We start from the raw sequence: 12392 nt of genomic DNA, 5'->3' as shown, positions 1-12392 counted from the left end.
ATGCGCAACGTCATCCGTCTGGGCGACCCGACCTCACACGGCGGCAAGGTCGAAAGCGTAAGTGCCACGCACTTCACGGTCGACGGCATCCCGGTCGCCCGCGTCGGGGACAAGTGCAGTTGTCCCATCAAGGGCCACGACAACTGCACGATCGCAGAAGGCGACCCGCATCACGTCATCGACGGGATCGAAGTTGCGCACGACGGCCACAAGACGACATGCGGCGCGACACTGATTCCGACGACGGGAGATTACGGCGGCGAATGATCAAGCCAGGTCGTCGCCGTCCGCGGGCGCACCACCCAACATCAACTGCGCCGCCTCACTCGGCAACGCCTCCACCGACTTCAACTTGCGCGCCATCTGCCGGCTGCGCACCTCGGCATTCTCGATATTCTTGGCCGCCCGCTCCAGCGTGGTCTTGGTCGCGGCCAGCACGTCGCCGAACTTGCCGAACTCGGTCTTCACCGCGCCCAGCACCTGCCACACTTCGGACGAGCGCTTTTCCAGCGCCAGGGTGCGGAAGCCCATCTGCAGGCTGTTCAGCAGCGCCGTCAAGGTCGACGGACCGGCGATGGTCACGCGCAGCGTGCGCTGCAGGTCGTCGGCCAGGCCGGGGCGACGCATCACCTCGGCGTACAAGCCTTCGGTGGGCAGGAACAGGATTGCGAAGTCGGTGGTCTGCGGCGGCGAGACGTATTTTTCGCAGATGGTTTTCGCCTCGTTGCGCACCGCGCGTTCCAGCTCGGCGCCGAAGCGCAGGACGCCGTCGGCATCCGCGATGTCGGCCGCTTCCACCAGGCGCTCGTACTGCTCCTTCGGGAACTTGGCGTCGATGGGCAGCCACAGCGGCGGGCCGCCCTCGACCGTGCCGGGCAGCTTGATCGCGAATTCGACACGGGCGTTGGTGCCCGCCACGGTCTCGACGTTCTTGGCGTACTGGTCGACGGTCAGCACCTGCTCGAGCAGCATTTCGAGCTGGACCTCGCCCCAGGTGCCGCGCGTTTTCACATTGGTCAGCACGCGCTTCAGGTCGCCCACGCCGACGGCCAGCTGCTGCATCTCGCCCAGGCCCTGGTGCACGCGCTCGAGGCGGTCGGACACCTGGCGGAAGGATTCGGTGAGGCGCGTCTCCAGCGTCGCATGCAGCTTCTCGTCGACGGTCTGGCGCATCTCTTCCAGGCGGCGCGCATTGTCGGCCTGCAGGTCGCGGATCTTGGTCTCGAGCGTGCCGCGCACTTCCAGCATGCGCTGGGCGTTCGATTCGGTCAGCGTGGCGATGGCCGTGTTCATGCCGTCAGCAAAGCGCTTTAAAGCGCGCGCCTGCTCCTCGCGGCCGCCGGCAGCGTGCAACTGGATCTGCTGGCGCATCGCTTCGAGCTGCTGGGCGGTGGCGGCCTGGTTCTGCGCCAGGTGGTTGGCCATTTCCTGGCGCGTGGCCTGGGCGCTGGCCTGCAGTTCGTGGCGCAGTTCGCGCTCCAGGCGCTCGAAGGCGTGGGCGGAGCCGTCGGTGCGCTTGCTGCGTGTGAAGACGACGAACTGCAGCGCCAGCACGGCCAGCAGGCCGGCCGCGAGAACGATGAACTCGATGGTGGACATGTTTGTAGATTAGTGCGGTCGGTTGCGCATCCAGTCGGCGGTCTGGTAGAACGCGCCCATCAGACGCAGGCGCAGGTCGTAGTCGTAGCCGAGGTCTTCGAGCGCCATTGCCATGCAGCGCAGCCACTGGTCGCGCTCCGTGGTGCCGATCGCGAACGGCAGGTGGCGCGCGCGCAGCATCGGGTGGCCGTATTTTTCGATGAAGAGGTTCGGCCCGCCCAGCCAGCCGGACAGGAACATGAACAGCTTCTCGCGCGAGCTGTCGTTGGGTACAGGGTGCATGGCGTGGATGCCGGCAAAGTCGGCCTCCAGCTGCATGATGTCGTAGAAGCGGTCGACCAGTTCGCGCAGGCGGCTTTCGCCGCCGATCAGTTCATAGGCGGTGCGCTGATTCTGCTCCTGCTCCTGCTCCTGCGCCGCGTCCTGGTCCTGTGGGGGATTCTGAGATTCTTGCATCTTCCCATTTTATCTCAGGCCTCGCGCAGCGTCTGCAGCGGCGGCTGCCGCAACACATTCCGCAGCCCAAGCCAGCCGCCGACCAGCGCGCACGCGGCGCCCACCAGCAGCCCGGCCGCCCAGACCTGCGGCTCGAAATGCCAGGGGAACTTGAACTGGTACTCGGCCAGCGCCCAGCCAAGCGCCGCCGCGCCGCTCGCCGCCAGCAGGCCGGACAGGCCACCCACCAGCACGAATTCGATCCGCTGCGCCGTCGCCAGTTGGCCGCGGGTGGCGCCCAGCGCGCGCAGCAGGCCGGCTTCGCGGGTGCGCTCGGAGGTCGATCCCATCAGCGCCGCGTACAGCACCAGCACGCCGGAGGCCAGCGTGAACAGGAACAGGAACTCGACCGCGGTCACGACCTGGTCGAGCACGTCCTGCAACTGCCGGATGATGCCGCTGACGTCGATCACGGTCAGGTTCGGGAACTGCCGCGTGAGCGCGTTCGCCAGCCCGACGCCGCGTGCAGGCAGGTGGAAGGCGGTCATGTAGGTGGTCGGCGCGTCCTTCATGGCGGCCGGATTGATGATGACGAAGAAATTGGCGCGCATCGAGCCCCATTCGAGCTTGCGCAGGCTGGTGATCCTGGCGTCGACCAGCAGGCCGCCCATGTCGAAGCGCACGGTGTCGCCCAGCTTCAGGCGCAGTGTCTGCGCGATGCCCTGCTCGACCGAGGCTTCGGCCACGCCGGGTGCGTCGCGGTACCACTGGCCGGCCACGATGTCGTTCGCTTCGGGCAGATCCTTGACGCTGGAGAGATTGAATTCGCGGTCGGACAGCGCTTTCGCCCGCTCGTCCGTATAGGTGCCGGCGGTGATCGGGTTGCCGTTGACCGCTACCAGGCGGCCGCGGATCATCGGGTACAGCATGAGATCGCCGACGCCGGCCGCGCGGATGTTCTTCTCCACGCCCGCTTTCTGGTCGGGCTGGATGTTGATGATGAAGCGGTTCGGCGCGTCAAGCGGGGTGGCGACGCGCCAGGCTTCCATCAGGTCGCCGCGCACCACGGTCAGCACCAGCAGCGCCATCAGGCCCAGCGACAGCGAGACGATCTGCACCACGGTTGCGCCGGGGCGGCGCTGCAGCGAGGTGATGGCGAAGCGCCAGCCCTGGTTCTTCGACACGCCACGCAGGCTGCGTAAGCCAAGCAGCGCCAGCCAGCCGACCAGCGCGAACACGGCCAGGCCGCCAAGGAAGCCGCCGGCGATCAGCAGCGCCAGTTTCAGGTCCCCCGCTTGCCACAGCAGCAGGCCGATGAAGACGGCGGTGCCGAGGCCATAGGTGGCCAGCGCCATCGGCTTGGGCGGCGCCTGCTCGCGGCGGATCACGCGGTTGTGCGGCACGTTACGCAATTGCAAGACGGGCGGCAGCGCGAAGCCGAGTAGCAGCAGCATGCCGGTGGCGACGCCTTGCAGCGCCGGCAGCAGCGACACCGGCGGCAGCTCGGTCGGGATCAGATTGCCGATCAGTTCGAGCAGCACGTAATGCGCGCCGAAGCCGACCAGCACGCCCAGTACGCTGCCGGCCAGGCCGACCAGCGCGAACTCGATCAGGAACAGCACGCCGACCTCGTTCTGCGTCATGCCCAGGCAGCGCAGCATGGCCACCGAATCCAGGTGGCGCTGCATGAAACGGCGCGCCGCCATCGCGACCGCTACCGCCGCCAGCATCGCCGACAGCAGGCCGACCAGGGCCAGGAAGCGCTCGGCGCGGTCGAGGGTCGAACGCATCTCGGGACGGCCGTTTTCCAGGGTCTCGATGCGCACGCCTTTTACATTGTCGGCGGCCATCCGTTCGCGCAGCCATTGTTCGTAGCCGGCCACCGTCGCGCGGTCGTTCGGCGACTTTGCCGCCACCTGCATGCGGTAGGTGATGCGGGCGTAGTTGTCGACCAGGCCGGTGGCCTTCAGGTCGGCCATGGCCAGCATCACGCGCGGGGCGAAGTTCGAGAACGAGGCGCCGCGGTCCGGCTCGGAGGCGATCAGGCGCGCGATCCTGAAGCGCTTGTCGCCCAGCTGGATGCTGCTGCCGATCTTCGCCTTCAAAGCCGGCAGCAGGTTGACGTCGACCCAGACCGTGCCCGGCGCCGGCGTGTCATGGGTGGCGTCGCCCAGCGCTTCGCTGGCATCGTCGGCGCTGGTCGTGATTTTTAACTGACCCCGCAGCGGATAGGTGGACGACACCGCCTTCACCGACGCCAGCACGGCCTGCGAGGCATCGCCCTCGCCTGCCTGCGCCATGCTGGGGAAGGTCACGGTATCGGCCAGCAGCAGGCCACGCTTCGCAGCTTCGTCGCGCCAGTCCTGGCGCAGCGGCTGGTCGGCGTTGATCAGCAGGTCGGCGCCGAGCAGCTGGTGGGCGTCGCGGTTCAGGCTAGATCGCATACGGTCGACGAAGAAGCCGACCGCGGTCAGTGCCGACACCGCGACCACCAGGGCCACCAGCAGGAAGCGCAGCTCGCCGGCGCGCCAGTCGCGCGCGGTCATGCGCAGGGATTGCATCAGCATTGGGTGGGCCTCACTGAGGGGTCTCACTGAAAAAGCGGTCGACTTCGGCCAGGTAAGCGCGCTTCTGCTCGGGCTCGAGGAAGGCGGCGGCAAAGCTGTTGCGCGCGAGCTGGCGCGCATGCGAGGCGTCCAGTGGCAGGGCTTCGAAGGCAGCCAGGTAATTATCGTTGACGTAGCCGCCGAAGTAGGCCGGATCGTCGGAGTTGACGGTGGCGGCCAGGCCGGCGTCGAGCAGGCGGCGCAGATTATGCTCGCCCATCACGTCGAACACGCGCAGCTTGATGTTCGACAGCGGGCACACCGTCAGCGCCATCTGCTCGCGCGCCAGGCGCTCGACCAGGGCCGGATCGTCGAGGCAGCGCACGCCGTGGTCGATGCGCTCCACATTCAGCACGTCCAATGCGCTTTCGATGTAGGCCGGCGGGCCCTCCTCGCCCGCATGCGCCACCAGGTGCAGGCCGAGATTGCGGGCACGCTCGAACACGCGCGCGAATTTTTCCGGCGGGTGGCCGACCTCGGACGAATCCAGGCCGACGCCGATGAATTTGTCGCGCCAGGGAATCGCATCTTCGAGGGTGGCAATCGCCTCTTCTTCCGACAGGTGGCGCAGGAAGCACAGGATCAGGCTCGCGCTCACGGGGCTGTCCTGGCAGGCGCGCCAGATCCCGTTGATGACGGTCTCGATGGCGATGCCGCGCGCGGTATGGGTCTGCGGGTCGAAGAAGATCTCGGCATGGCGCACATTGTCCGCCGCCGCGCGCTGCAGGTAGGCCGCGGTCATGTCGTAGAAATCCTGCTCGGTGAGCAGCACGCTGGCGCCTGCATAATAAATATCGAGGAAGGATTGCAGATCGCTGAAGGCGTACGCCTGCCGCAACGCTTCCACGGAGGGATAAGCCAGGGAAACACCGTTCCTTTGCGCTAGCTCAAAAATCAACTCGGGTTCCAAAGAGCCCTCGATATGGATGTGCAATTCTGCCTTCGGCATCGCCGTCAGGGTGCGGCGCAGCTCTTCATTCAGCATCGGGGATCTCCACGTTGGACCGGCGATAAACGCCTCGAAAGGAAAGTGTAGCGCATGCGCCGCCGAGGGTCATTTCACTCTGGAATTTTATAGAAAGACGGCACGATACGCGTGCGCCACTGCTTAGCAAGTTGGTGCACTATCTACTTACCTTTTGATAAACATGACGTAGTCAACCGGGGTCAAAAGCCCCGCCAACATGACCTCGCCAAGACTCCGAAAAGCGGCGTCAAGACTGAATCGGCAGGCTCGTCAAAATGGCTGTTTTTTTCTTTATTTTCATAGACTTACCACCATTGACATGCAACTCACGACACTGTTTTGACTTCGGGAACTAATAGGCACATAATAAATTTCATAAGCGTAAGAAGACGCTCTCAGCGGGCGCTAACAAGCCGGTGGCCATACCGGTCGAGAACAAGAAAATCGCCCTCCGCTTCCACGTCAGGCTGCACGGCCTGACCTCTCGAATGCAGACGGCGACCCCACACAGCTTCGATGCCGGAACGGGGCCTGGACAGCCGTCTTTCATCGGCTGCCGCGACAGTGATCAGTGTTAGCACATTAGAGGACATTCACATGACCATTTTTGATAACTACGCAGCCCGCTATGAGCGTACCCGGGAAGAGGAATACTCCCTGACGGAGTACCTCCAACTGTGCAAGAAGGATCCCCTGACTTACGCCAGCGCTCCGGAGCGCATGCTGGCCGCCATCGGCGACCCCACCCTGGTCGATACCCGCCTCGACCCGCGCCTGTCGCGCATCTTCGCCAACAAGGTCATCAAGATTTATCCCGCCTTCCGGGAGTTCTACGGCATGGAGGAAGTGATCGAGCAGGTCGTTTCCTATTTCCGCCATGCGGCCCAGGGCCTGGAAGAACGCAAGCAGATCCTTTACCTGCTGGGCCCGGTGGGCGGCGGCAAATCGTCGATCGCCGAAAAGCTCAAGCACCTGATGGAGCAGATCCCCTTCTACGCGATCAAGGGCTCGCCGGTGAACGAATCGCCGCTCGGGCTGTTCAGCGAAGAAGAGGACGGCGCCATCCTCGAAGAAGACTATGGCATCCCGCGCCGCTACCTGCGCAACGTGCCGAGCCCGTGGGCGGTCAAGCGCCTGCACGAGTTCGGCGGCGACATCAACAAGTTCCGCGTGGTCAAGCGCTATCCGTCCATCCTCAAGCAGATCGCGATCGCCAAGACGGAACCGGGTGACGAGAACAACCAGGACATTTCCTCGCTGGTCGGCAAGGTCGACATCCGCAAGCTCGAGGATTATTCCCAGGACGATCCGGACGCCTACAGCTATTCCGGCGGCCTGTGCCTGGCCAACCAGGGCCTGATGGAATTCGTCGAGATGTTCAAGGCCCCGATCAAGGTCCTGCACCCGCTGCTGACCGCGACCCAGGAAGGCAACTACAAGGGCACGGAAGGCTTCGGCGCGATCCCCTTCGAAGGCATCATCCTGGCGCACTCGAACGAATCGGAGTGGAAGACCTTCCGCAACAACCGCAACAACGAGGCATTCCTCGACCGTATCTACATCGTCAAGGTGCCCTACTGCCTGCGCGTCTCCGACGAGATCAAGATCTACGACAAGCTGCTGCGCAACTCCTCGCTGGATAAAGCGCCCTGCGCCCCGGGCACGCTGCGCATGATGGCGCAGTTCGCGATCCTGTCGCGCCTGAAGGATCCGGAAAACTCCAGCATCTATTCGAAGATGCTGGTGTACGACGGCGAGAACCTGAAGGACACCGATCCGAAGGCCAAGTCGATGCACGAATACGTCGACTACGCCGGCGTGGACGAAGGCATGAACGGCCTGTCGACGCGCTTCGCGTTCAAGATCCTGTCCAAGGTCTTCAACTTCGACAACACCGAAGTGGCGGCGAACCCGGTGCACCTGCTCTACGTGCTCGAACAGCAGATCGAACGCGAGCAGTTTGCCGGCGAGACCGAGCAGCGCTACATGTCCTATATCAAGGAACACCTGGCGCAACGCTACGTCGACTTCATCGGCAAGGAAATCCAGACCGCCTACCTGGAAAGCTATTCCGAGTACGGCCAGAACATCTTCGACCGCTACGTGACCTTTGCCGACTTCTGGATCCAGGACCAGGAGTTCCGCGATCCGGACACCGGCGAGAGCTTCGACCGCGAATCGCTGAACGCCGAGCTCGAGAAGATCGAGAAGCCGGCCGGCATCTCGAACCCGAAGGATTTCCGAAACGAAATCGTCAACTTTGCCCTGCGCGCCCGTGCGACGAACGGCGGCAAGAATCCGGCCTGGACGAGCTACGAAAAGTTCCGCACCGTGATCGAGAAAAAAATGTTCTCGAATACCGAGGAACTCCTGCCCGTCATTTCGTTCAATGCAAAGGCCAGCACGGAAGACGCGACCAAGCACGCCGACTTCGTGGCGCGCATGGTGGAGAAGGGTTACACGCCGAAGCAGGTTCGTCTGTTGTGCGAGTGGTACCTCCGCGTGCGCAAATCGTCATAAGAGACTTGCACGCTTTGAGTTAGCGTCACAGGGGCTTGAGAAACCGTAGCGAGCGGAAGTCCAGGTGGCCGAGAAGCGCAGCCGTACTACGGTACGGCGAGCATCGCAGGCCGCCTGGGCGACGCGCAGCAGGTTTATCACGCCCCTACCCAAAGCGCGTTAATATAGGGTACCGGTTAGTTTCCGGCCCGCCGCGAATTTGAGCAGGAGGCCTGTTTTGACTTACCTCATCGACCGACGCTTGCAGGGCAAGAACAAGTCTGCGGTCAACCGCGAACGCTTCTTGCGCCGCTACAAGGCGCAGATCAAGGATGCGGTCGGCCGGGCGATCAAGGGTCGCTCGATCACCGACATCGAAAATGGCGAAAAGGTCTCGATCCCCGTCAAGGATGTGAGCGAGCCGCATTTCGGGCACGCCCACGGGGGTGTCTGGGAAGTCGTCAACCCCGGCAACACCGAATACCAGAAAGGCGACCAGATCAACCGTCCGCGCGGCGGCGGTGGCGGCAGCGGCCGCGGCCGTGCCGGCAACAGCGAGCAGACCACCGAGGATGACTTCATCTTCGAACTGAGCCGCGAAGAATTCATGAATTACTTCTTCGAGGACCTCGAGCTGCCGAACATGGTCAAGACGCAGCTGACCCAGGTCGTCGAATTCAAGAACCAGCGCGCCGGCTACAACATCTCCGGTACGCCCTCGAACATCCACGTGCTGCGCTCGCTGCGCGGCGCGCTCGGCCGGCGCATCGCGGTCGGCGGCCCCAGCAAGAAAACCCTGGCGAAACTCGAAGAAGAGCTCGAGGAAATCAAGGCGCTCGGCTTTGATCCCGACGACCCGCGCGTGCTCGAACTGAAGCACAAGATCCATGCCCTGCACACGCGGCTGCTGGCGATTCCCTTCATCGATCCGATCGACCTGCGCTACAGCAACCGGATCAAGATCCCGAAGCCCTCGACCGCGGCCGTGATGTTCTGCATCATGGACGTGTCCGGCTCCATGGACGAGAGCCGCAAGGACACGGCCAAGCGCTTCTTCATCCTGCTCTACCTCTTCCTCAAGCGCGTGTACGAGAAGATCGACGTGGTCTTCATCCGCCACCACACCGCTGCGGCCGAGGTCGACGAGAACGATTTCTTCCACTCGCGCGAATCCGGCGGCACCGTGGTGTCCTCGGCGCTGCATCTGCTGAGCAAGGTGATCAGCGAGCGCTACAGCAGCGGCGACTGGAACAGCTACGTGGCCCAGGCCTCCGACGGCGACAACTGGGACAACGATTCGGTCCTGTGCAAACAGATCCTGACCAATGCCATCATGCCGCGGGTGCAGTACTACACCTATGTCGAGATCACGGACGGCCCTCCGCAAAACCTGTGGGAGCAGTATTCCGAGGTCGCGACCACGCATGCGAACTTCGCGATGCAGAAGATCGTGACGCCGGCCGACATCTATCCGGTGTTCCGCGAATTGTTCAAGAAGCAGCCCAAGTAGACGAGGCCCGCTCATGCCAAGAGATCCGAAAAACCCGCGCGCCTTGCCTGACCAGTCGGAGTGGACCTTCGACCTGATCGAGCAGGCGCACGAGGAAATCCGCCGGGTGGCCAGGAAGTTCGGCCTGGACACCTACCCCAACCAGCTCGAAATCATCACCGCCGAACAGATGATGGATGCCTACACCTCGGTGGGCATGCCGGTCTCGTACAACCACTGGTCCTTCGGCAAGCATTTCCTGAGCACGGAAAAGAGCTACCGCCGCGGCCAGATGGGACTGGCCTACGAGATCGTGATCAACTCCAATCCCTGCATCGCCTACCTGATGGAGGAAAACAGCCTGACGATGCAGGCCCTGGTGATCGCGCACGCGGCCTACGGCCATAACTCCTTCTTCAAGGGCAATTACCTGTTCCGCACCTGGACCGACGCCGACGCCATCGTCGACTACATGGTCTTTGCCAAGAACTATATTGCCGAATGCGAGCAGCGGCACGGCATCGACGCCGTCGAGGAACTGCTCGATTCCTGCCATGCGATCCAGAACTATGGCGTGGACCGCTACAAGCGCCCGGCCAAGCTGTCGGTCGCCCAGGAACAGAACCGCCAGAAAGAACGCGAAGAATACGCGCAGTCGCAGGTGAACGAGATCTGGCGCACCCTGCCGCGGCGCGAAGAGGCCCAGCGCGATGCCGCCCCGATGCGCTTCCCGCCCGAGCCCGAGGAAAACCTGCTCTACTTCATCGAGAAGTACGCCCCGTTGCTGGAACCCTGGCAGCGCGAGCTGGTGCGCATCACGCGCAAGATCTCCCAATACTTCTACCCGCAGCGCCAGACCCAGGTCATGAATGAGGGCTGGGCTACCTTCTGGCACTACACCATCCTGCAGGAACTATATAAAGAGGGGATCGTCGGCGACGGCTTCATGCTCGAGTTCCTGCAGAGCCATACCAACGTGGTCTTCCAGCCGGCCGCGACCAGTCCTTATTACAATGGGATCAATCCCTATGCGCTCGGCTTCGCGATGATGACCGACATCAAGCGGATCTGCGAAGACCCGACGGATGAGGACCGCGCCTGGTTCCCGGACATTGCCGGCAGCGACTGGATCAAGACCCTCGACTTTGCGATGCGCAATTTCAAGGACGAGAGCTTCGTGGCCCAGTACCTGTCGCCCAAACTGATCCGCGACTTCCACTTCTTTGCCGTGCTGGACGACGACCGCAGCGACAAGCTGACGATTTCGGCTATCCACGACGAGCAGGGCTACCGCTACGTGCGCCAGCAGCTGGCCGAGCAGTACAACCTGGGCAACCGCGAGCCGAATATCCAGGTCTGGCAGGTCAACACCCGCGACGACCGCGCCCTGACCCTGCGCCATACCCAGTTCCAGCGCCGTCCGCTGAACCAGCAGGCGCATGAAGTGCTCAAGCACGTGGCCCGGCTCTGGGGCTTCGACGTCCGCCTTGAAACGGTGGACCCCTCCGGCCGCGTGGTCAGCAGCCTCGAATGCCGCCGCGAGAAGCGCGCCCGCTATTGAACGCCGCTGACGGCGTCGCGCCAACAAGCCTGCTCTTTAAGAGCAGGCTTTTTTTCTGTGTCAACGCAAAAAATTTTCTCCGTGGCTGCTGAGCCATATCAAAGAGGTGTCTGCACATAAGTGCCTCTTATGACTGTTCCCCTTACCACAAGGGAGAAGTCGTTTCAACAGTACGCCCCACCTTGATGAATCTGGCTATAGTTTGCAGAAACGCCACGAATCGATCATATGATATTTGCCAGCTGGCAAAAGCAGCATCGAAAATTTGGCGAAATGCGTAAACCAGCCTCATCTTCTACACATCAAGAAAGGGTGATCATTAATGTTGCAAAATAACTAAGTACATTCCGCATCATGCACCCTACGGACCCTCATAACTGATGAGCTTGTTTGCTTGGTTTTACAGGCAGTTAGCCCCTCTTTGAAGGTATAAAAATGTATGTGCAAAAAAGAATTCGTAGGTATAATTCGCCGATGTCCCGGATGCGGCTCTGAGCTTTTTGTCGTGTTTTGTGGGTTTAAGTAGCAACAAAAAAGGTTGGTATTGGAGAAAGCAGGATGAATTTTTCGCACGAGAAGAACCCCGGGAAAAACGTCACTGGTATCGCCATTGTCATCGTCTTGCACCTGATCGTTGCTTACGGGATCGTTACTGGTCTCGGTAAGCGGATGGTCACCAAGATGGCCGAGGCAGTGGAAACCAAGATTGTCGAAGACGTGAAACCGCCGCCACCGCCGGAAACGCCGCCCCCGCCTCCGCCGCCGGAAATGAAGGCCCCGCCGCCTCCATTCATCCCGCCGGTCGAAGTGCAGGTGCAGACGCCACCGCCGCAACAGAATGTGATCGCTAACACGACGCAGGCAAAGCCTGCGACTACTGAACTCAACCGCACGCCGCCAGCGCCTCCGGCGCCACCGGCACCCGCCGCACCGAAAGGCCCGGCACGGACTGCAGCAGTGGTGGATTTCAATACGTGTTCGAAACCGGAGTACCCGAAATCGTCGCTGCGTAACGAAGAAACAGGTGTTTCGACCATCCTGTTCAAGATCGCAGCAGACGGTTCGGTGCAGGGAGCTTCGATTCAGAAATCGAGCGGCTTCCGAGACCTGGACAAGGCAGCAATGGCAGCCTTGAGCAAATGCCGATTCAAAGCGGCAACTGAGAACGGCCAAGCGGTAGAATCCTCGCAGCCTGTGCAGTACGTCTGGACGCTGGACTAACCCGAGGCAGCAGGA

9 protein-coding genes are annotated in these 12392 nt (G+C 62.4%); 5 read left to right on the top strand and 4 right to left on the bottom strand.

The features are described 5' to 3' along the window. Complete coding sequence (locus LQV39_RS02400) at positions 1-267, top strand: PAAR domain-containing protein (protein WP_230020019.1); 267 nt, start codon at positions 1-3, stop codon at positions 265-267. Here LQV39_RS02400 and LQV39_RS02395 read toward each other — a convergent pair whose 3' ends face one another. From LQV39_RS02395 to LQV39_RS02380, 4 genes are read right to left on the bottom strand one after another with little or no spacing between them, the layout of a single operon-like run. Further along, complete coding sequence (locus LQV39_RS02395) at positions 268-1599, bottom strand: DNA recombination protein RmuC (RefSeq protein WP_230020018.1); 1332 nt, start codon at positions 1597-1599, stop codon at positions 268-270. Positions 1600-1608: 9 nt separating this feature from the next. Further along, the gene (locus LQV39_RS02390; RefSeq protein WP_230020017.1) at positions 1609-2055 is read right to left on the bottom strand and encodes a group II truncated hemoglobin; all 447 of its coding nucleotides are present in this window, start codon (positions 2053-2055) and stop codon (positions 1609-1611) included. Positions 2056-2069: 14 nt separating this feature from the next. Further along, positions 2070-4601, bottom strand: a complete 2532-nt coding sequence (locus tag LQV39_RS02385; protein ID WP_230020016.1) for an ABC transporter permease — start codon at positions 4599-4601, stop codon at positions 2070-2072. Positions 4602-4611: 10 nt separating this feature from the next. Beyond that, positions 4612-5625 carry an adenosine deaminase gene (locus LQV39_RS02380; protein WP_230020015.1) on the bottom strand — a complete coding sequence of 338 codons (1014 nt, stop codon included), beginning with the start codon at positions 5623-5625 and terminating at the stop codon, positions 4612-4614. A 579-nt stretch (positions 5626-6204) separates the two neighbouring features. Here LQV39_RS02380 and LQV39_RS02375 point away from each other — a divergent pair. The 4 genes from LQV39_RS02375 to LQV39_RS02360 all read left to right on the top strand — a co-directional run bounded on the left by LQV39_RS02375 (position 6205) and on the right by LQV39_RS02360 (position 12377). Continuing rightward, a complete protein-coding gene (locus LQV39_RS02375; RefSeq protein WP_230020014.1) occupies positions 6205-8127 on the top strand; it encodes a PrkA family serine protein kinase in 1923 nt (640 codons plus the stop codon). A 217-nt stretch (positions 8128-8344) separates the two neighbouring features. Further along, complete coding sequence (locus tag LQV39_RS02370; protein WP_230020013.1) at positions 8345-9616, top strand: YeaH/YhbH family protein; 1272 nt, start codon at positions 8345-8347, stop codon at positions 9614-9616. Between the two features lie 13 nt (positions 9617-9629). Next, entirely contained in the window at positions 9630-11156 is a 1527-nt protein-coding gene (locus LQV39_RS02365) for a SpoVR family protein (protein ID WP_230020012.1), read from the top strand. A 558-nt stretch (positions 11157-11714) separates the two neighbouring features. After that, positions 11715-12377, top strand: coding sequence for an energy transducer TonB (locus LQV39_RS02360; protein ID WP_230020011.1), 663 nt, complete (start codon positions 11715-11717; stop codon positions 12375-12377). The last annotated feature ends 15 nt before the right edge of the window (positions 12378-12392 follow it).

This window comes from Massilia sp. Bi118, assembly GCF_918697865.1.
Lineage (GTDB): Bacteria > Pseudomonadota > Gammaproteobacteria > Burkholderiales > Burkholderiaceae_D > Telluria.
This window is presented reverse-complemented; position numbering and strand designations above follow the sequence as displayed.

Excerpts from the sequence above, each read along its gene's own strand:
- LQV39_RS02400 (WP_230020019.1), top strand. The coding sequence starts at position 1 with ATGCGCAACGTCATCCGTCTGGGCGACCCGACCTCACACGGCGGCAAG.
- LQV39_RS02395 (WP_230020018.1), bottom strand. The coding sequence starts at position 1,599 with ATGTCCACCATCGAGTTCATCGTTCTCGCGGCCGGCCTGCTGGCCGTG.
- LQV39_RS02390 (WP_230020017.1), bottom strand. The coding sequence starts at position 2,055 with ATGCAAGAATCTCAGAATCCCCCACAGGACCAGGACGCGGCGCAGGAG.
- LQV39_RS02385 (WP_230020016.1), bottom strand. The coding sequence starts at position 4,601 with ATGCTGATGCAATCCCTGCGCATGACCGCGCGCGACTGGCGCGCCGGC.
- LQV39_RS02380 (WP_230020015.1), bottom strand. The coding sequence starts at position 5,625 with ATGCTGAATGAAGAGCTGCGCCGCACCCTGACGGCGATGCCGAAGGCA.
- LQV39_RS02375 (WP_230020014.1), top strand. The coding sequence starts at position 6,205 with ATGACCATTTTTGATAACTACGCAGCCCGCTATGAGCGTACCCGGGAA.
- LQV39_RS02365 (WP_230020012.1), top strand. The coding sequence starts at position 9,630 with ATGCCAAGAGATCCGAAAAACCCGCGCGCCTTGCCTGACCAGTCGGAG.
- LQV39_RS02360 (WP_230020011.1), top strand. The coding sequence starts at position 11,715 with ATGAATTTTTCGCACGAGAAGAACCCCGGGAAAAACGTCACTGGTATC.